This is a genomic window from Streptomyces sp. NPDC053432 (assembly GCF_055585365.1).
This window is the reverse complement of the sequence record NZ_JBVJKF010000002.1, coordinates 223012-241646: the sequence shown is the minus strand read 5'-3', so window position 1 is coordinate 241646 and position 18635 is coordinate 223012. Positions and strand designations below refer to the sequence as shown.

At 72.7% G+C, this 18635-nt stretch carries 16 protein-coding genes; 7 read left to right on the top strand and 9 right to left on the bottom strand.

Translation table 11 applies throughout. The features are described 5' to 3' along the window. Positions 1–7: 7 nt before the first annotated feature. Entirely contained in the window at positions 8–625 is a 618-nt protein-coding gene (locus ACZ6Y1_RS04180) for a hemerythrin domain-containing protein (RefSeq protein WP_469622504.1), read from the bottom strand. Between the two features lie 206 nt (positions 626–831). Here ACZ6Y1_RS04180 and ACZ6Y1_RS04175 point away from each other — a divergent pair, with 206 nt between their 5' ends. Beyond that, positions 832–1737 carry a LysR family transcriptional regulator gene (locus ACZ6Y1_RS04175; RefSeq protein WP_469622499.1) on the top strand — a complete coding sequence of 302 codons (906 nt, stop codon included), beginning with the start codon at positions 832–834 and terminating at the stop codon, positions 1735–1737. A 7-nt stretch (positions 1738–1744) separates the two neighbouring features. Here ACZ6Y1_RS04175 and ACZ6Y1_RS04170 read toward each other — a convergent pair whose 3' ends face one another. Then, positions 1745–2314 (bottom strand): dihydrofolate reductase family protein, encoded by a 570-nt coding sequence (locus ACZ6Y1_RS04170; RefSeq protein WP_469622496.1) that lies wholly within the window; start codon positions 2312–2314, stop codon positions 1745–1747. A 150-nt stretch (positions 2315–2464) separates the two neighbouring features. Between ACZ6Y1_RS04170 and ACZ6Y1_RS04165 the strand changes: the two genes are divergently transcribed. Beyond that, the gene (locus tag ACZ6Y1_RS04165) at positions 2465–3370 is read left to right on the top strand and encodes a LysR family transcriptional regulator (RefSeq protein WP_469622491.1); all 906 of its coding nucleotides are present in this window, start codon (positions 2465–2467) and stop codon (positions 3368–3370) included. Between the two features lie 81 nt (positions 3371–3451). On the opposite strand, the gene ACZ6Y1_RS04160 is transcribed toward ACZ6Y1_RS04165, so the two are convergent. The 3 genes from ACZ6Y1_RS04160 to ACZ6Y1_RS04150 form a co-directional block, all read right to left on the bottom strand. Beyond that, entirely contained in the window at positions 3452–3742 is a 291-nt protein-coding gene (locus ACZ6Y1_RS04160) for an SHOCT domain-containing protein (protein WP_469622487.1), read from the bottom strand. A gap of 288 nt (positions 3743–4030) precedes the next feature. Beyond that, entirely contained in the window at positions 4031–4696 is a 666-nt protein-coding gene (locus ACZ6Y1_RS04155; RefSeq protein WP_469622484.1) for a response regulator transcription factor, read from the bottom strand. Further along, positions 4693–5898 (bottom strand): sensor histidine kinase, encoded by a 1206-nt coding sequence (locus tag ACZ6Y1_RS04150; protein WP_469622478.1) that lies wholly within the window; start codon positions 5896–5898, stop codon positions 4693–4695. Before ACZ6Y1_RS04150 ends, ACZ6Y1_RS04155 begins: the two co-directional genes overlap by 4 nt. 127 nt (positions 5899–6025) lie before the next feature. Here ACZ6Y1_RS04150 and ACZ6Y1_RS04145 point away from each other — a divergent pair, with 127 nt between their 5' ends. After that, positions 6026–6979, top strand: a complete 954-nt coding sequence (locus ACZ6Y1_RS04145; protein WP_469622475.1) for an aldo/keto reductase — start codon at positions 6026–6028, stop codon at positions 6977–6979. A 167-nt stretch (positions 6980–7146) separates the two neighbouring features. After that, positions 7147–7866 (top strand): helix-turn-helix domain-containing protein, encoded by a 720-nt coding sequence (locus tag ACZ6Y1_RS04140; RefSeq protein WP_469622467.1) that lies wholly within the window; start codon positions 7147–7149, stop codon positions 7864–7866. Between the two features lie 59 nt (positions 7867–7925). Here the strand turns inward: ACZ6Y1_RS04140 and ACZ6Y1_RS04135 are convergent, their stop codons facing one another. Both ACZ6Y1_RS04135 and ACZ6Y1_RS04130 read right to left on the bottom strand, forming a co-directional pair. Beyond that, positions 7926–9326: a nucleobase:cation symporter-2 family protein gene (locus tag ACZ6Y1_RS04135; protein WP_469622464.1), complete on the bottom strand. Its 1401-nt coding sequence runs from the start codon at positions 9324–9326 to the stop codon at positions 7926–7928. 369 nt (positions 9327–9695) lie between these two features. Next, positions 9696–10988, bottom strand: a complete 1293-nt coding sequence (locus ACZ6Y1_RS04130) for an MFS transporter (RefSeq protein ID WP_469622462.1) — start codon at positions 10986–10988, stop codon at positions 9696–9698. Between the two features lie 157 nt (positions 10989–11145). Between ACZ6Y1_RS04130 and ACZ6Y1_RS04125 the strand changes: the two genes are divergently transcribed. Both ACZ6Y1_RS04125 and ACZ6Y1_RS04120 read left to right on the top strand, forming a co-directional pair. Continuing rightward, positions 11146–12216, top strand: coding sequence for an AI-2E family transporter (locus ACZ6Y1_RS04125; RefSeq protein WP_469622459.1), 1071 nt, complete (start codon positions 11146–11148; stop codon positions 12214–12216). Next, positions 12209–14230 carry a prolyl oligopeptidase family serine peptidase gene (locus tag ACZ6Y1_RS04120; RefSeq protein WP_469622455.1) on the top strand — a complete coding sequence of 674 codons (2022 nt, stop codon included), beginning with the start codon at positions 12209–12211 and terminating at the stop codon, positions 14228–14230. The genes ACZ6Y1_RS04125 and ACZ6Y1_RS04120 overlap by 8 nt, the downstream gene beginning before the upstream one ends. Positions 14231–14271: 41 nt before the next feature. Here ACZ6Y1_RS04120 and ACZ6Y1_RS04115 read toward each other — a convergent pair whose 3' ends face one another. After that, positions 14272–15963 carry a flavin monoamine oxidase family protein gene (locus ACZ6Y1_RS04115; protein ID WP_469622452.1) on the bottom strand — a complete coding sequence of 564 codons (1692 nt, stop codon included), beginning with the start codon at positions 15961–15963 and terminating at the stop codon, positions 14272–14274. Between the two features lie 146 nt (positions 15964–16109). After that, positions 16110–16805: a TetR/AcrR family transcriptional regulator gene (locus tag ACZ6Y1_RS04110; RefSeq protein WP_469622449.1), complete on the bottom strand. Its 696-nt coding sequence runs from the start codon at positions 16803–16805 to the stop codon at positions 16110–16112. 130 nt (positions 16806–16935) lie between these two features. Between ACZ6Y1_RS04110 and ACZ6Y1_RS04105 the strand changes: the two genes are divergently transcribed. Next, positions 16936–18618: an amidohydrolase gene (locus ACZ6Y1_RS04105; protein ID WP_469622446.1), complete on the top strand. Its 1683-nt coding sequence runs from the start codon at positions 16936–16938 to the stop codon at positions 18616–18618. The last annotated feature ends 17 nt before the right edge of the window (positions 18619–18635 follow it).

Sequence of the window (18635 nt, the reverse complement as noted above, 5' to 3'; positions counted from 1 at the left end):
ACGGACATCAGAAGGCTGTCCCGGAGGAGAGCCGCCACCGGTGCTCGTACGCCCGACGGGCGGGCGCGGGGAACGAGGCCAGCACGAAGGAGACCGTCCGGTCGTCGGCGCCGTCCAGGAGCCAGGGCAGCAGCTGCGGTGCGTACGGACCGACCCGCACGGCGTGCACCTGTGTGAAGTGCCGCCACACGTCCGGGCCCAGGACGGACTGGACCAGGGGGAAGACGGTGTCCTCCTCGTGGTCGAGATGACCGGCGAGACCGGACAGCAGGGCTTCGGTGAGCTCGCCGAACAGGTCGAGCCCGATGCCGGGGGCGGTCAGGGCCCCGTTGACGGCACCGACGAGGGAGGCGATCGCGGCGTGCTCGGCCTCCAGGGCCTCCAGCCGCGCCAGGTCGAACGGGCTGCCTTCTAGGGCCCGGCGCAGCGGCGGCCACAGCGCGTCGTCCTCGGCCGACAGGTGCGCGGACAGGGCCCGCCTGAACAACTCCCAGTCGGCGCCCACCCGCAGGATGCACCGGGGATCCGAGTCGAACCGGGCTGTGGCCCGGGCGATGTGGGCCAGTTCCCGTCGCAGTTTGTTGTGCGTCGCGTACATCACGGTCATGTCGAGCCTGTCGCTCACGGCTGTCCTTCCCCTCCCGCGGGTGGGCGGCTGCGCATGATCGATTCCTCCAGCGAATAGGGGGAGCGGGGGCCGGCGGAGCAGCGCCCGCCGTCGGACGGGGAATGCGCCGGGCATGGACACTCTCCGCCCGCGGGAACTCGCGATCAACGTAGAATCGGCGAGTTGATCAATAACCTTGCGGTTATCGCGGTACGGGGGCGGCCATGGAACTGAGGGACATAGAGATCTTCCTGACCCTGGCCGAGGAACTGCACTTCGGCAGGACGGCCGAACGGCTGAGGGTCTCCCCGCCGAGGGTCAGCCAGGCGATCAAGAAGCAGGAACGGCGCATCGGCGCCGCCCTCTTCGACCGGACCAGCCGCGCGGTGACGCTGACTCCCGTCGGCAAGGTCCTGCGCGCCGAGCTCCAGCAGGCGTACGACCTGATCCAGGGAGGGCTCGCCCGGGCGAGCGAGGCCGCGCTGGGCGTGCGGGGGACACTGCGACTGGGCGTGATGGGTGTACTGGGGCAGGAACTGCGCCCTGTGATCGACGCCTTCCAGACCCGCTACCCCGAATGCGACGTCGAGGTGCTGGAAATCCACTTCAGTGAACCGTTCACTCCGCTGCGCACCGGCAGGACCGACGTGCAGCTGATGTGGCGGCCCGTCCACGAACCCGACCTGAGCGTCGGCGCGACCCTGCTGACCGAGGACCGCGTGCTCGCGATCGCCACCGACTCGCCCCTCGTGGAGCGCGGGACCGTCTCCATGGAGGACCTCGGGGACCTGCGCCTGCTCGACCCGGGCCCCGAGGTGCCCAGGTACTGGTTCGAGGCCATGATCCCGGCCTGCACCCCGCTCGGACGCCGCATCGGGCGCGGGCCGGTCGGCCGTACCTTCCACGAGGTCCTCGCCCTCGTCGTGGCGGGGCAGATCGCCTGTCCCGTCAACGCGCACGTCCCCCGTTACTACACCCCGCCCGGGATCTCCTTCCTGCCGATCCACGACGCCCCGGTCACGGAATGGGCGCTGGTCTGGCCCACCGCGGACGAGAGCGCCCTGCTGCGGGCCTTCGTCCGGACGGCGGAGGGGTTCGACCCGCGCCACATCACCGAGGCCACCCGCTGAGCCGGTGTCACGGCGCGGGCCCGGTCACCGGGCCGCCCACCGCGGCCGGGCGGTAGTCGAGGACGACCGCGCCCGAGTCGAAGGTGGTCGTACCGGCGAGGTTCCACGTCGTGGACGCGCCGTGGTCGGGGAAGAGCCGCCGCCCGCCGCCCACGACGACGGGGTACAGGAACAGCTTGAGTTCGTCGACGAGGCCGTGGCACAGCAGGTGGCCCAGGAGCCGGCCGCTGCCGTAGACCAGGAGGTCCCGGCCGGGCTCGCTCTTGAGCCTGGCCACCTCCCCGGCCACGTCCCCCTTCAGGACCGCCGCGTTCCACTGCGGGTTCCGCAGGGTCGTCGACGCTACGTACTTGGGCATGTTGCCGATCCGGGCCGCGCCCTCGTCGGCGTCCCCCATCGTGGGCCACACCCGCGCCATCTCCTCGAAGGTCCTGCGCCCCAGCACGAGCGCCCGGCTGCGGGCCAGCTGTCCCGCCTGGAACTTGCCGTGGTCGTCGTTCCAGAACGGCGCCGTCCAGGAGGGTTCCTCCACGACCCCGTCCATCGACAGGTAGGTCACCGCAACCAGCTTGCTCATGCCCATGCCTCCAGAAAGGGGTTCGGCCGGTGTTCTCCGGAAAGCGCTGTCCGAGCAACGCCCATGAATACCCTGCTGGTTGGTTTCCGGCTCATCAAGGAGCGATCATGGAACGCGTCCTTTAGGCAGACTCAACGATGGGAGCGCGGCATGCTGGAACGGTTCGAGCTGGAGACGCTCTTCGCTCTCGCGGACGAATTGCACTTCGGCCGGGCGGCGGCCCGGCTGCACGTCAGCACCGGCCGGGTCAGCCAGACGCTCAAGCAGATGGAACGCCGCATAGGCACCCCGCTGTTCACCCGGACCAGCCGTACGGTCACCATCACCCCGGCCGGACGGCAGCTCCACGACGACCTGCGGCCCGCCTACGACCAGCTGAAGGCCGGCCTGGAGAAGGCCATGGCCGCCACGGGCGCGGTCGGCGGGACCCTGCGCGTCGGCTACACCACCCTGTGGTGCGGGGACCTCGTCGTCCGGGCCGCGGACCTCTTCCGCATGCGCCACCCCGACGTCGACGTCCGCATCAAGGAAGTCCTCATCCACAACCCCATCGGCGCGCTGCGCGCCGGTGAACTCGACCTCCAGCTCTCCGAGTTCCCGATCATCGAGCCGGACATCACCACGGGCCCCGTCGTCCTCAACGAGCCCCGCGCCCTCCTCGTCCCCGCGGACCACCCGCTCGCCCGCCAGGAGACCGTGTCCTTGGAGGACTACGCCCTGGCCCCGCTCATCACCGTCGAGGGGAACGTCCCGGACTACTGGCTGGAGGCGCACTTCCCCTCCCGTACGCCCTCCGGCAAGCCGGTCCCGCGCGGCCGCGCCGTCACCTACTGGCAGGAGGTCCTCCCCGACGTCAGCGCCGGCAAGGGCGTCACCACCGTCTGCGCGCGTGCCGTCCACCACCACATGCACCCCGGAGTCGCCTTCGTCCCCTTCCGCGACGCACCGCCCATCCGGTACGGGCTCATGTGGCCCACCGGCAGCGAATCCGTCCGCGCCCAGCTGTTCATGGACACGATCATCGAGGTGGCGGACACGGCGCGTAAGGCCCGCTGACCGGCCGTCCGGCCGGTCAGCGGGCCGTTCCTCCCGTTCCACGGGCGCCGGATCGTGGCTGACCGGCACGTCACCGGCGGGTCATGCCGCGCCGTCCCTGAGGGAGCGGCCGAACTGCTCGTCCAGGACGGACAGCCGGCGCCAGTACTCGTCCTCGTCGATCTCGCCGGAGGCGAAGCGGCGGCCCAGGACCGCGATCGGGGAGTGCTCGCCGTAGGCGGCGCCCCGGCTCGCCCACGGCCCTCGGCGCCCGCGCCACACGGTGCGGCGCAGCACGGTGACGACGGTGATCACGACCGTCGCCCAGATCAGCGGGAAGAGCAGCACCCACGGGCCGGGCCCGTCGTAGGCAAGGGTGGTGAAGGTGTTCATGGCGGTTCGACTCCTCTGGAAGCGTGGACCTCTCGTCCTGCTCCGAGAGTCGCTCCGGCAGGGGCCCCGGGTCGTCCTACGGCCGGCTGGACCCCGTCTGCTCCCCCGGGAGTACGCCGGCACCAGGGGGTGTTGCGAAAGTCCCGCACGGCGCCCACGGCGCCCGGCACGCGCTCTCGCCGCACCGGCCGAAGCCCCGAGTACGCCCAAGTACGAGGGGCTTCGCCCGGCACGCCGAGAGCACGCACCGGACACCGCGGGCACCGCACAGGACTTTCACAACACCCCCTAGCCGAGCCAGCCGGGCCGCACCAGCCCCGACTCGTAGGCCAGGACGACCAGCTGCGCGCGGTCGCGCGCGCCGAGTTTCACCATCGTCCGGCTGACGTGCGTCTTCGCGGTGAGCGGGCTGACCACCAGTCGGCGGGCGATCTCCCCGTTGGACAGGCCCATCCCGACCAGCGCCATCACCTCCCGCTCCCGGTCGGTGAGCCGCTCCAGCCCGGCCGCGGCGGAGGGCTGCTTCGAGCGGGCCGCGAACTCGGAGATCAGCCTGCGGGTGACGCCCGGGGACAGCAGGGCGTCGCCGTCGACCACCGCACGGACCGCGCGCAGCAGTTCCGCCGGCTCGGTGTCCTTGACCAGGAAGCCCGAGGCGCCGGAACGGATGGCCTCGAAGACGTACTCGTCGAGCTCGAAGGTGGTGAGCATGACCACCCGGACACCGGCGAGCGCCCCGTCCGCGGTGATCCTTCGGGTGGCGGCCAGCCCGTCCAGCACCGGCATCCTGATGTCCATCAGCACCACGTCCGGGCGCAGCTCGCGGACCAGTCGTACGGCCTCGTTCCCGTCGGCGGCCTCACCGGACACCTCGATGTCCGGCTGGGCGTCGAGCAGGGCCCGGAAGCCCGCCCGCACCAGCAGCTGGTCGTCGGCGAGCAGCACTCGGATCACGGAGCCTCCTCCTTCGCAACGGCCGTCAGCGGGAGCCGCGCCACCACCCGGAAACCGCCGTCCGGACGCGGACCGGCCTCGATGCTGCCACCCAGGGCGGCAGCCCGCTCGCGCATGCCGATCAGACCGTTGCCGCTGCCGCCCGCCGGGTCCGCGGTGGGCGGGCCCTCGTCGTCCACGCACAGCCGCAGTGCGCCCGGCTGCCAGCCGATGCCGACGCGCGCGGTGCGCGAGCCGGAGTGCCGCACCACGTTGGTCAGTGCCTCCTGGAGGATGCGGAAGGCGGCCAGGTCCATGCCGGGCGCGAGCGGCCTGGGGGTGCCGTCGACGGTCACCCCGACGGTGAGCCCCGCCGCGGCGGCCTGTTCCACCAGCTCGGGCAGCCGGTCGAGGCCGGGGGCCGGAGCGCGCGGGGCGTCCCCGGGGGCGCGCAGGGTGTCGAGGACCTGGCGGACCTCGCCGAGCGCCTCCTTGCTGGCCGCCTTGATGGTGGTCAGCGCCGTACGCGCCTGCTCGGGATCCGTGTCGAGGAGGGCCAGCCCCACCCCCGCCTGGACGTTGATGACCGAGATGCTGTGGGCGAGGACGTCGTGCAGCTCGCGCGCGATCCGCAGCCGCTCCTCGCCGACGCGGCGCTTCTCGGCCGCCGCCCGCTCGGCCCGCTCGCGGGACCACTGCTCCCGGCGCGCGCGGACCACCTCGGCGAGGGCGAGCATGGCCAGCACCCAGGCGGTGATGCCCAGCTCCTGCGCCCAGGGCGCCGGTCCGTCCCCGGCGGGCGGGAGCCACCGGTAGAGCCAGTGGGCGATGAGCAGGTGCCCGGCCCACAGCAGTCCGACGGCGCCCCAGGCGGCTCTTCGGCGGCCGGCGACCACGGCGGCGAAGCAGGCCACGGCCACGCTGATGAAGACCGGGCCGTAGGGGTAGCCCGCCCCGAGGTACACCAGATCGACGGCGGCGACCGCGTACACCACGGCCACCGGATGCCGGTGCCGCACGACGAGCAGCGCCGGCCCGAGCAGCAGCAGGAGCCGCCCGAACCAGTCCAGCGACACCCGCCCGGTCTGGGCCCGATCGGCCCATCCGGAGCCCACCTGGGCGACGACGGCGACGAGCAGCGCCGAGCGCCAGGCCGGGCTCCGCCCGGTCCGCTCCACCCATCGCCGCCACGGAGGGCCCGGGCGCCCGTACTGCTCGTCCATGAAGCCACGCTAGAGCGCACCCGCCGTCACCCGCGTCACCCCGGAGTGGCGGTTCCGGCGTACTCCCCAGGTAGTACGAGGCCGGGCGCTCTTCGGGGCCCGGGAGCGGCCCTTCTAGGGTGGGCCCATGACGGCTGATGCGGGTGTGGGCGAGCGGGTGTTGTACGGGTGCATGGGGCTGGGCGGAAGCTGGGGGGACGAGCCCTACGGTGCGGCGGACATCGATGCCGCCGAGGCCGCGGTCGTCGCGGCTCTCGACAGCGGGATCACCGCCTTCGACCACGCCGACATTTACCGCGGCGGCAAGTCCGAGGCCGTCTTCGGCGAGGTGCTGGCCCGGACACCGGGGCTGCGCGAACGCATCACCCTCCAGACCAAGTGCGGGATCCGGCTGCCCGAGGGGGAGCGTCCGGGGATGTACGACCTGCGCGGGCGGACCATCACCCGGCGGGTCGAGGAGAGCCTGGCCCGGCTGCGCACCGACCACATCGACGTACTGCTGCTGCACCGGCCCGACCCGCTGGCCGACCCGGACGAGATCGCGTCGGCCCTCGCCTCCCTGCACCGGCAGGGCCTCGTACGGAACTTCGGCGTGTCCAACATGGGTGCCGCTCAGATCGCCCACCTCCAGGCCCGGCTCGACGTGCCGCTGGTGGCGAACCAGCTGGAGATGAGCCTGTACCGGCGCGACTGGGTCGAGGCCGGGGTGCTGGTCAACACACCCGGCTCCGCGGACAACGGCTTCCCCTTCGGCACGCTGGAGCACTGCCGTGACCACGGCATCCGCCTCCAGGCCTGGGGGGCCCTGGCCAAAGGCCGGTACACCGGCCTCCAGGAGACGCCCGCCGAGCGGGCCACCGCCGCGCTCCTCGCCGAGCTCGCCGCGCGCAAGGACACCACCCCCGAGTCGGTGCTGCTGTGGTGGCTGGCCCGGCACCCCGCCGCCATCGCGCCGGTCATCGGCACCTCGCGGCCGGAGCGGATCCGCGCCTGCCGCGACGCGGCGACCCGCGAGCCGGACCTCACGCACGAGGAGTGGTACGAACTCTGGATCACGGCCCGGGGTGTCCGCCTGCCCTGACTTTGTGTCAGGAGGTTGTAGCTGTGTACAGCCTTCAAATCCAAGGTGAATTGATGGTTCCACCCCGCTGAACATCTGTTAGTGTGCCCGCGCTTGGTGTTCATCCATCAATCCGTCCCCTCCTCGCACGCCCCCCGCGTCCGAGGGTGTTGCGAGGTGTCTCGTACGTGTACAGCACTCCGTTCTCCCCTGCAGAGGCCAGATCCGCGCGTGAGCGCATGGGCCTGACGTCCGAACAGGTGGCGCAGTCGATGGCCGCCTGCGGCGTCCCCGTCCACCCCCAGTTCGTCGCGGCCTGGGAGCACGGCTCCCACGTGCCCACGGACGAGCAGCTCTTCGCCCTCGCCGCCGCCCTGTGGTGCGACACGACCACGCTCATGGGAGTCCGGCCGCGGACCCTCGCCGAGCACCGGCTGGCCCGGCAGCTCACCGTCGGGCGGCTGGCGTACCGCATAGGCATGGACCCCTTCGAGTACCGCGCGGCCGAGGACGCGGGGCAATGGCACGGCGACGCCCGGCAGACCAGGGCGCTCGTCGAGGCGCTGGGACTGTCCCTCCGGGGGCTCGTGGGAATCATGGGACGGGTGGAGGAACTGGAGGAGTGCCTGCGCGCCGCCGTCGCCGGCCGCTGGAAGACGTACGTCGAGCCCGTGGCGGAGATCGTCGTCGTCGACGAGACCAGCGTGGGCGACGCGCTGCGCACGATGCACGCCGAGTTCTCCGGGTTCTCGGAGCGCTACATGGGCCATCTCGTCGCACGCAACAACGACGCCCGGCTCAAGGAGATCGCGGCCGAACGCGCCGCGTTCCTGCGCCGACTCGTCGACCACTTCTGGGAGTTGATCGGAGAGGCGGGCGAAGCGCCGCCCTTCCTCCCGGGCGGCTGACGGCAGCACGCCGCGCGCCGGGAGGGGGTCCCGGCGCGCGGCCCACGGATGACCCCGCCTCAGTGGGCGGGCTCCCCGAGGTCGTCCCAGTCGATCTCCATCGTGCTGCGGCTGGTGAAGACGTTGAACAGCAGGTTCAGGACGATGGCCGTGAGGGCGCCCAGCGTGATCCCGCTGTCGAGGACGGCCCTTACGTCGTCCGGCATCCGGTCGAAGAACGGCGCGACCGTCGTCGGCAGCAGGGCCGCGCCCAGACTGACCGCCAGGATCAGGGTGTTGCGCTCCTCCCGGAGATCGACCTTGCCCAGGATCTGGACCCCGACCGCGGCGACGATGCCGAACATGGAGATGGCCGCCCCGCCCAGGACCGGGTGCGGGATCGAGGCGACCAGGCTGCCCGCCTTCGGCAGCAGCCCCAGGACGACCATGAACAGCCCGGCCGCGACGACCACGTACCGGCTCATCACCTTGGACATGCGCACGATGCCGATGTTCTCCGCGAAGGCCACGTACGGGAACGAGTTGAGGACACCGCCGAGGACGGTCGCCGCGCCGTCGGCGCGCAGCGCCCGGGCGACGGTGTCGGCGTCGACCTCCTTGCCGGTGATCTCGCCGATGGCGTACACGTCACCGGTGGTCTCCACCATGGTGATCAGCATGACCACGAGCATCGCGACGATCGGCAGCAGCTCGAAGCGCGGCATGCCGTAGTGGAAGGGCGTGGTGACCCCGAACCAGTCGCTTTCGCCGACAGCCGAGAAGTCGGCGTCACCGAAGGCCCACGCCACCGCCGTGCCGCCGACGAGCCCGAGCAGGACGGCGAGGCTGGACAGGAACGGCCTGCCGATCCGGACCATCGAGAGGATGAAGAGCAGGGTGCCCAGGGCGTAGGCGAGGTTCTTCGGAGTCCCGTAGGCGGGGGTGCCTATCAGGTGGGCGCCGCCGGCGGCGTCCTGCAGGGCCACGGGGATCAGCGTGATCCCGATGATGGTGAGGATCGTGCCGATGACGACCGGCGGGAAGTACTTGACCAGCTTGCTGAAGACGGGGGCGAACGCGAACGTGGCGATGCCCGCCGTGATCACCGCTCCGTAGACGACGAGCAGGCCGGCCGTGCCGCCGCCCGCGCCCGTCCCGATGGCGATCATGGGGGAGACCGCGGTGAAGGTGACGCCCTGGACCAGGGGCAGCCGGGCCCCGACCTTCCAGACGCCCAGCGCCTGGATGATCGTGGCGATGCCGCAGGTCAGGAGGTCGGCGTTGATGAGGTGGACGAGCTCTTGGCGGGAGAGGCCGAGCGCGTTGCCGACGAGGACCGGGACGATGACCGCCGCCGCGTAGAACGCGAGGAGGTGCTGGAAGCCGTAGAGCGCGAGCCGGGAGGCCGGCAGCAGTTCGTCGACGGGGTGGGACTGCTGCGGGGAGGACCGCCGGGAGGACGGTGAGGTGATGCGTGCCATCTCTGCCTTGCCTTGCGAGGTAGGTGAATGAGAAGACCGCCGCCTCTCGAGCCCTGGATGGCAGGGCGAGGGCAGGCCGGATGGTGCGGAGCCGACGCCGGGCGGTGTTGCCGGCACCGCGTCGCTGCGCACTGTGCGAATGCGTCCCGGATTGGTGGGACTTCCTTCGATCGGGGCGCCGGATCCGTGCTTGTTCATGGGATCCGAAGGTCACCCGGTCGGCGGGGCGCTCACCATAGCCAAAGGCCGTGTTTCCTCGCGAGTAACCGCGCAAGGGTCTACGGGCGTAGTGGCCCGGCCCCGCCCGGCCCCTCATCCGTCACTTCGCCCCGGGGCGGGGGCAGTTCGGGCGCCGGCGGCCCGCGCGCACTACGGCTGAAAGACGGGCTCCTCCCGCTCCTTCTCGGCGCGCCGCAGCCGGGCGTCCTCGTCGGTGCCGGAGTCGTACGACACCAGCTTCGGCAGCAGCGCCGCGAGGAGAGTCACCGACGCCACGCAGGCCAGACCACCGCTCCAGAAGGCGGAACGGGTACCGGTCCAGCCGGCCACGGCGCCCGCCCGGACCGCGCCGAGCTGCGGTCCGACGCTGTACGAGAGCACCTCGATGCCCGCGAGCCGCCCCCGCAGCTCCTCGGGGATCGTCTGGTTCCAGATCGTCCCGCGCCCCAGCCCGCTCAGCATGTCCCCGGCGCCCGCCACCGCCAGGCACAGCAGCACCAGCGAGATGTCCGGGGACCAGCCGGCGGCCGCGACCGCCAGCCCCCACACCGCCGCACCGCACACCACGAGCAGCCCGTGCCGGCGCACCCGCGACAGCCAGCCGCTGGTCAGCCCCAGCAGCAGTGAGCCCACCGCACCCGCCGCGTACATCAGGCCCAGGACCCACACCGCGTCGAGCTCGTCCGCGAGGAAGGGGTAGACGGCGTTCGGGAAGGCGAAGAACATCGCCGCGAGGTCGACGGCGTACGTGCCGAGCAGCACGGGCCGGCTCCACGCGTACCGCGCACCCTCCGCGATCCCCTTCAGCGACGGGCGCCCGGCACCCGCCACCGGCGGAGCCGGACGCAGCCGCCGGCACAGCAGGACGGAGACGAGGAACCCGGCGACGGTGACCGCGTACGCCGAGGGGTAACCGGCGTACGCGACGACCACGCCGGCCAGGGAGGGTCCGGCGATCGCGCCGAACTGGTAGCGCAGCCCGTTCAGCGCGGCGGCGGCCGTCTGCTGGTCGTGCGGCACGATCCGCGCCATCAGGGAGTCGAGGGCCGGCCGCTGCAGCCCGGTCAGCGCCGACACGCCCGCCGCGACCACGTACAGCGGCCACAGCACCGGGTGCGGCAGCAGCGAGTTCACCAGCAGGACGAGCGCGAGCGCCCCGAGCCCGGCCTCGGTCAGCAGGATCATCCGCCGCCGGTCGACGGCGTCGGCGAGCGCGCCCCCGTACAGCCCGCACACCACCAGCGGAACCAGCTCCACCGCGCCCATGGCGCCCACGGCGAACGGCGAGTCCGTCAGGTGCTTGATCTGGAGCGGCAGCGCGATCATCGCCATGAACGAGCCGAAGAAGGTGACCGTGCCCTGGTAGAACAACAGCCGGAAATCGGGGCCGGACCGCCAGGGGGAGAGGTCGGGGAGGACGGCGGCCCAACGGGATCTGTTCACGACCGGCCATCCTGCTCGCCCCGCCCGGGGGCGGGCAACGGAATATCCGCTTCGGTCCCCGGCGGGCCCGGGCCGGCGGCCCGCCGGTATCGCCCCGGACGGGGGAATCCGGCGCCCGGCGCGTGGCAACGCGGCTCCGCCGTGGGAGCCATGGACCATGCAGCCGGTGTCACCCTTCCTGCGTACGGCCGCGTCGTACGCCTGGCGCCTGCTGGTCGTCGGCGCCGCCGTGTACGCGGTCTTCGCCGTGCTGGGCCGGTTCCACGAGATCGCGGTGGCGCTCTTCCTCGCCCTCGTGGTGACGGCACTGCTGTCGCCGCTCACCCGGGGCCTGGCGCGCAGGGTGCCCCGTTCGATCGCCGTCGCGTTTAGCCTCGTCGGCAGCGCCGTGCTGCTGCTGGGCGTGCTGACGCTGGTCGGGGAGGCGGTGGCGGGGGAGAGCGCCACGTTGGCCCGCGAGTTCCGCGAGGGACTCGACAGCATCGGGCAGTGGCTGCGGAGGCCGCCGTTCCGGATGGACCCGGGCGCGCTCTCGAACCTCCAGGCGAAGGTCGGCGAGTACCTGGCCACACACCGCTCCGCGCTGCTCAGCCGGGCGGTCAGCGGGGCCGGGCAGGTGGTGCACGTGCTCACCGTCATCGCCCTCGCCGTCTTCTGCTCGGTCCTCTTCCTCTACGGCGGCGACCGGCAGTGGGCGTGGTTTCGCGAGCAGCTGCCCGCGCCGGCGCGGGAGCGCGTGGGCCTCGCCGGGGGAGTGGCCTGGCGGACCTTCACCGGCTACACCCACGGGATCGTCGTCATCGCGGCCGTGAACGCCGTCCTCGTCGGGCTGGTCCTGTTCATCCTCGGGGTCCCGCTGGCCCTGCCGCTGGCTCTGCTGGAGTTCCTCGCGGCCTTCGTCCCCCTCGTGGGATCACCGGTCGCGCTGGCGGTCGCAGCCGTCGTCGCGCTGGCGGCGAAGGGGCCGCTGGTCGCGGGGGTGGTGATCGCGCTGATCGTCGTCATCGGCCAGCTGGAGGGCCATGTGCTGCATCCGCTGGTGATGAGCCGGGCGGTCCAGCTCCACCCGCTGGTGGTGGCGATCTCCGTCGTCGCGGGGACCATCGCGGCCGGAGTGGTCGGGGCCGTGGTCGCCGTCCCCCTGGTCTCGGTGGTCTGGGCGGTGCACACGGCCCTGCGCGAGGACCGTCGGCGGGCCCGGCATCCTGCACAATCGGCGGATGAGTGATGAAGACCCCTACCTCTGGCTGGAGGACGTGTCCGGCGAGGAAGCCCTCGCCTGGGTGCGGGAGCGCAACGCCGAGACCGTCGCCGCACTGACCGGGCAGCCCGGGTTCAAGGTGCTGGAACGCGAGATCCGCGAGGTCCTCGACGACGACGGCCGGATCCCCTACGTCGTCCGCCGCGGCGCGCACCTGTACGACTTCCGGCAGGACGCCGGCCGCGTGCGCGGGGTGTGGCGCCGCACCACGCTGGAGGAGTACCGCACGGAGCGGCCGGCCTGGGAGGTGCTCCTGGACCTCGACGCCCTCGCCGGGGCCGAGGGGGAGAAGTGGGCCTGGGCGGGCGCGGCCGTGCTGGCCCCGGAGTACCGGCACGCGCTCGTCATGCTGTCGCGCGACGGCGCCGACGCGTGCGTGGTGCGCGAGTTCGACCTCGAGACCCTGCAGTTCGTCCCGGACGGATTCACGGTCGCCGAGGCCAAGACCCGCATCGGCTGGATCGACCGGGACCGGATCTGGATCGGCACGGACTTCGGTCCCGGCTCGATGTCCGGTTCCGGCTACCCCCTCCAGGTGCGCCGCTGGCGGCGCGGCACGCCGCTCGCCGAGGCGGAGCTGGTCTACCAGGGGCGGGACACCGACCTGTCGGCCTCGGGCTGGCACGACGACACCCCCGGCTTCGACCGCGATTTCGTGCACCGGCAGATCGACTTCTGGCGGCAGGAGCTGTTCCTCCTCCCCGGGGACGCCGACGCTCCGCCGGTGAAGGTCGACGTCCCGGACGACGCCGGCGCGCACGTCCACCGGGACTGGCTGACCGTCACCACCAAGTCGCCGTGGCTCGGCCACCCCGAGGGCACCTTGCTCGCGTTCCGGTTCGAGGAGTTCCTCGCGGGCGGGCGGGAGGCCGAGGTGCTGTTCACCCCGGACGAGCGCACCGCGCTCGACGGCTACAGCTGGACCGCCAACCACCTCATCCTCAGCACCCGCGCCGATGTCTCCTCCCGGATGGAGCTGCTCACCCCGGGCACGGACGGCTGGGACCGCGCACCCCTCTCCGGCGTGCCGCCGCTGTCCACGGCCTCGGTGACCTGCACCGATCCCGACGCGGGTGACGAGTACTTCCACCACGTCAGCGGCTTCCTCCAGCCCTCCACCCTCTACCGGGGCACGGCGGGCGGCGACAGCGAGAGCCTCAAGCAGGAGCCGGCCCTCTTCGACACCTCCGGCCTCGCGGTGCGCCAGTACTTCGCGACCTCCGCGGACGGCACGAGCGTGCCCTACTTCGTCGTCGGCCCCGAGGACGGCGCAGGCCCGGGGCCCACCCTGCTCTACGGGTACGGCGGCTTCGAGGTCTCCATGGTTCCCGGCTACAGCGCGGTCACCGGCCGGGCCTGGCTCGCCCGCGGCGGCACGTACGCCGTCGCGGGCATCCGGGGCGGGCACGAGTACGGGCCCGCCTGGCACAAGGCGGCCCTCGGTGCGAACCGGGTCAGGGCGTACGAGGACTTCGCCGCCGTCGCCCGGGACCTCGTCGCCCGGGACATCACCACGCACGCCCAGCTGGGCATCGAGGGCGGCAGCAACGGGGGGCTGCTGATGGGCGCGATGCTCACCCGGGACCCCGAGCTCTTCGGGGCGGTCGTCGCCCACGTTCCGCTGCTGGACATGCTCCGCTTCCACAAGCTGCTGGCCGGTGCCAGCTGGATCGCCGAGTACGGCGACCCCGACGACCCGGCCGACCGGACCCACCTGGAACGGATCTCCCCGTACCACCAGGTCCGGACGGACGGGCCCGCCTACCCGCCGCTGCTCCTGCTGACCTCGACCCGGGACGACCGGGTCCACCCCGGCCACGCCCGGAAGATGGCGGCCCGGCTGCGCGAGCACGGGCATCCGGTCCTCTTCCACGAGCACCTCGGCGGGGGCCACGCGGGCGCCACCGACCACGGGCAGACCGCCTTCAACGAGGCACTCGTCCACACCTTCCTGTGGGAGCGGCTGACCCCGCCGAGGTGACCGGCCGGACCGCGCGCCGCGCGGCGGCCGGCTGCCCGGGATCAGATCTGGCTGCTGATCTCGGCCGCCACGCGCTCACCGGAGGAGACCGCCGCGTTCAGCGTGGCGTTCTCCACGTCCGTGTGCTCGCCCGCGAAGTGGATCCGGCCCTCCTGGAGTGCCTCGCACCCGGCGATCGAGGTGTACTGGCCCACCTTGTAGAAGTGATAGCCGCCCCGCTGCCACGGGGCCCGTGACCAGTGGTCCTCGTACGCCCGGCCGGTGAACGCGGCCCTGGTGCCCGGGAACACGTGCTCGATCCGGTTCAGGAACCAGTCGACGTCGGCCGCGGGCGCCGGGCCGTGCCCGGCGCCGGTGAGCAGGTCCCGGGCGGTGTCGCCGCCGGGGAAGCCGACCAGCAGGGCGGGCGTGCCGTCGGGTGCGCCCGCTACCGAGCCGTCCCAGGCCGTCTGGTAGCCGGCCGGGCCCGTGTTGCTGATCCCGTTGTAGCCGAGCCGGGGCCAGGTCTTGGCCGAGAGCTCGGTGACGATCTTCCCGTTCTGCCCCATGCCCTGCTGCCGGACGGCGTTGAGCTTGCGGGCGGACAGGCCCGCCCCGGACAGGTCGACGTCGCGCAGGGTGCTGAACGGCAGGGCCAGCACCACGTGGTCGGCGGGCACCGAGACCGTGCTGCCGCCGTGGTCGAAGGTGCAGGTGTACGAGCCGTCGCCGTTCCGGCGCAGGGCGATGAGCCGGTACCCCTGGCGGACCGTCCCGGCCGGGAGCCGGCCCGCCATGCCGCTGACGAGCTGGTCGTTGCCGCCGACGAGGTGGTACTTCTCGTCGAAGCCGCGCCCGCCGTCGAAGACCGACGAGGAGCCGAGGAAGCCGATCATGCCGAGGGCGGAGGCCTCGGCGGGTTCGCCGCCCGCCTGGAGCTGGAGGGACTGGATCACCTGGCCGAGCCTGGAGCCGGGGGCCAGTCCGATCTCGTCGAGGTACTCCAGGCAGGAGAGGTGGTCCAGCCGGTACGCCTCCGGTGTGTGCGCGTCGTACCGGGCCGTGCCGGCGGCCGTGTACGAGGCGCTGAACGCGTCGTAGGCGGCGGCGATCCAGTCGTCCTGCTGCTGGAGCCCGGGGTAGGAGGTCCCGTCGACCCAGGCCGCGTAGTCCCCGGCGTGGAGCTCGCCGCCGTTGGCCACCTCCCGCTGGAGGCCGAGGTCCCGGGCGAGTTGGAGGACCGCCGTGTCGGTGGAGCTGATGAAGGCGCCTCCGTGCTCGTGGACGGCGCCCGCCGAGAAGAAGCCGCGCAGGGACCAGCAGCGGCCGCCGATGCGGGCGGGGTCCGCCTCGTACACGGTCGTGGCGACCGGGTTCGCCGCGTTCCAGAGCCGGTGGGCGCAGCGCAGTCCGGCGAGTCCCGCGCCGACGATCACGATGCGCGGGGCGGTGGGGCCGGTGGCCGCCGCGGCCCGGCGCGGGGAGAGCAGGCCGCCGGGGAGGGCGGAGGCGAGGGCCGCCGCGCCCGCGGCGCCGAGGATCCGGCGGCGGCTGGGCGCGGAAGTACGGCCGGAGTCCGCTTCGGCGGCGCGGCGGGCACGTTCGACGCGGGTGCGCCGGGCGTGCTCGGTGTGCTCCCCGGCGACTTCGGCGACGGGCATGCCGCGGCGGCGGGCTTCGGCGTGGAGCGAGAACGCGCGGCGCAGTGGGTCGGGGATGCCCGCGCGATGGGCGGGCCGGGGCACGTGCTGCATGTGGTCCCTCTTCTCGGAATCCTGCGGAGACGGGCACGGATGCGGACTGAGGGGGAGTGAAGCGGTGGCGCAACACTGTTGTCAACGGTGTTGCGCCACTTTGGGCGTGCAGAGGCGCGGAAGGGGGGGTCGGTGAGACGCGGGGGCTACGCTCCGCGCAGCGTGCGGACCCGGGTCTCGACGGAGGTGATGAGCGCCTCGACCCGGGCCCGGAAGATCTGTTCGTCCGTCACCTCGGCCAGTTCGCCGCTCAGCCGGGTGATGTGGGGGAAGCCCTCGGGGTCGACCAGGCGGTACTCGCGGTTCCAGGAGTTCTCGTCGGCCTGCCGGATCTCCGGGGCGAACAGCAGGTAGGCCGCGCGCTGGCCGACGTACGCGAGCAGGGAGTCACCGACCATCCGGTAGTGGACGGCGGCCTCGGCCCCTTCGAGTCCGGCTTCCGTGACCGCGCCGAGGATCAGCTCGACGACCCGGAACTCGTTGGGCCGGCGGGTGGTCCGGCTGGCCATGGTGGAGCCGACCACCGGGTACTTCAGCGCGACTTCGAGGGAACCGTCGGCGAGCGCCCGGAGGCGGTCCTGCCACCCGAGGCCCTCGGGGATGCTGTCGAGCACCTCGCCGAGGGTGCGGTCGGCGACGGAGAGCAGCAGCTCGTCCTTGTCGCGGAAGTGCCGGTAGATCGCCGTCGGGTCCGCGCCGAGTTCCTCTCCCAGACGCCGGACGGTGAAGGCGTCCTCGCTGCCGCGGGCCGCGATGCGCAGGCTCGCTTCGATGATCGCGTCGGGTGTGAGCTGGCTGCCCGAACGCTTGGACCGGGGGGTGGTCTCAGATGACTTCGGCATGGTGCGGCCAGTGTATCGATTTGGACCGGAGCGGGCGCAACACCGTTGACAACACTGTTGCGCTCCCGTTCACTCCTCCTCAACGAACACGCCGTGCGGGTTGCGACCCGCCGAGCCGGAGGATGCGCGGATGGGCAACACCAGGCAGCGGGCCGACATCGTCTTCACCGGGGGGCGGGTCTTCACCGGCACCTCACCCACCCCCGTCGACGCGGCCGTCGCCGTCGGTGGAGGCCGGATCCTCGCCGTCGACGACGAGGCCGCGGTACGTGCCCTCGCGGACGACGCCACCGAGGTGGTCGACCTCGCCGGAGGCCTCCTCATCCCCGGTTTCCAGGACGCCCACGTGCACCCCGTCGTGGCCGGCGTCCAGATGCTCGGCTGCGACCTGAGCGGGGAGCGCACCACCGACGGCTACCTGGCCGTGGTCGCCGCCTTCGCCGAGGCCCACCCCGAGGCCGACTGGATCCGCGGCGGTGGCTGGTCGATGGACGTCTTCCCCGGAGGAACCCCCACCCGCGCCATGCTCGACGCGGTCGTCCCCGACCGGCCCGTGCTGCTCACCAACCGCGACGGCCACGGAGCCTGGGCCAACACCCGGGCTCTCGAAGTCGCGGGCGTCGACGCCACCACCCCCGACCCGGCCGACGGCCGCATCGAGCGCGAGGCGGACGGCGGCCCGGCCGGCACCCTCCAGGAGGGGGCCGTGGAGCTGGTCGCCCGCCACGTGCCCATCGCGACCCCCGACGAGGCGCTCGCCGGACTGCTCGCCGCCCAGGAGCACCTGTTCTCGCTCGGTGTGACCAGCTGGCAGGACGCCATGATCGGCGCCTTCCCCGGTCACCCCGACAACTACGGCGTCTACCTGCGCGCCGCGCGCGAGGGCTCCCTGCGCGCCCGGGTCGTGGGCGCCCTGTGGTGGGACCGGGAACGCGGCCTGGAGCAGATCCCCGACCTGGAGGAGCGCCGCCGCACCGGCCGGGCCGGCCGCTTCAACGCCACCAGCGTGAAGATGATGCAGGACGGCATCGCCGAGAACTTCACCGCCGGCATGCTGGAGCCCTACCTCGACGGCTGCGGTTGCCCCACCGGCAACTCAGGGCTCAGCTTCATCGACCCCGACGTGCTCACCGAGGCCGTGTCCCGCCTCGACCGGTCGGGCTTCCAGATCCACTTCCACGCCCTCGGCGACCGCGCCGTCCGCGAGGTGCTCGACGCGCTGGCCGTGGCCCGCGCCGCGAACGGGACCAACGACAACCGCCACCACCTCGCGCACCTCCAGGTCGTCCACCCCGACGACATCGGCCGCTTCGCGGAACTGGAGGCGGCCGCCAACATCCAGGCGCTGTGGGCCGCGCACGAGCCGCAGATGGACGAGCTCACCATCCCCTTCCTCGGCCCCGAACGGGCCCGCCTCCAGTACCCGTTCGGCGACCTCCGGCGCGCCGGGGCCCGGCTCGTCGCGGGCAGCGACTGGTCCGTCAGCAGCCCCAACCCGCTGTGGGGCATCCACGTGGCCGTCAACCGCTCCGTACCGGACGAGGCCCCGGGCTCGCCCGAGACCTTCGAACCGGCGCCGCCGTTCTTCCCGGAGCAGGCCCTGACCCTCTCCCAGGCCCTGACCGCCTACACCGCCGGCAGCGCGTGGGTGAACCACCTCGACCACGTCACCGGCACCGTCGAGCCCGGCAAGTACGCGGACCTCGTCGTCCTCGACAGGGACCCCTTCGAGCACCCTCCGCTGGAGATCGCCGACACCCGCGTCCTGCGCACGTACATCGACGGCGAACTGGTCTTCGCCGCCACCCGCTGAGCCCCCCCGGCACGGCC

What these genes read in the sequence shown, in the direction of transcription:
- ACZ6Y1_RS04165 (WP_469622491.1), top strand. Translation starts at nt 2,465, where the DNA reads ATGCTGGAACGGTTCGAGCTGGAGACGCTCTTCGCTCTCGCGGACGAA.
- ACZ6Y1_RS04135 (WP_469622464.1), bottom strand. Translation starts at nt 9,326, where the DNA reads ATGGCACGCATCACCTCACCGTCCTCCCGGCGGTCCTCCCCGCAGCAG.
- ACZ6Y1_RS04125 (WP_469622459.1), top strand. Translation starts at nt 11,146, where the DNA reads ATGCAGCCGGTGTCACCCTTCCTGCGTACGGCCGCGTCGTACGCCTGG.
- ACZ6Y1_RS04110 (WP_469622449.1), bottom strand. Translation starts at nt 16,805, where the DNA reads ATGCCGAAGTCATCTGAGACCACCCCCCGGTCCAAGCGTTCGGGCAGC.
- ACZ6Y1_RS04105 (WP_469622446.1), top strand. Translation starts at nt 16,936, where the DNA reads ATGGGCAACACCAGGCAGCGGGCCGACATCGTCTTCACCGGGGGGCGG.
- ACZ6Y1_RS04170 (WP_469622496.1), bottom strand. Translation starts at nt 2,314, where the DNA reads ATGAGCAAGCTGGTTGCGGTGACCTACCTGTCGATGGACGGGGTCGTG.
- ACZ6Y1_RS04175 (WP_469622499.1), top strand. Translation starts at nt 832, where the DNA reads ATGGAACTGAGGGACATAGAGATCTTCCTGACCCTGGCCGAGGAACTG.
- ACZ6Y1_RS04120 (WP_469622455.1), top strand. Translation starts at nt 12,209, where the DNA reads ATGAGTGATGAAGACCCCTACCTCTGGCTGGAGGACGTGTCCGGCGAG.
- ACZ6Y1_RS04150 (WP_469622478.1), bottom strand. Translation starts at nt 5,898, where the DNA reads ATGGACGAGCAGTACGGGCGCCCGGGCCCTCCGTGGCGGCGATGGGTG.
- ACZ6Y1_RS04160 (WP_469622487.1), bottom strand. Translation starts at nt 3,742, where the DNA reads ATGAACACCTTCACCACCCTTGCCTACGACGGGCCCGGCCCGTGGGTG.
- ACZ6Y1_RS04115 (WP_469622452.1), bottom strand. Translation starts at nt 15,963, where the DNA reads ATGCAGCACGTGCCCCGGCCCGCCCATCGCGCGGGCATCCCCGACCCA.
- ACZ6Y1_RS04145 (WP_469622475.1), top strand. Translation starts at nt 6,026, where the DNA reads ATGACGGCTGATGCGGGTGTGGGCGAGCGGGTGTTGTACGGGTGCATG.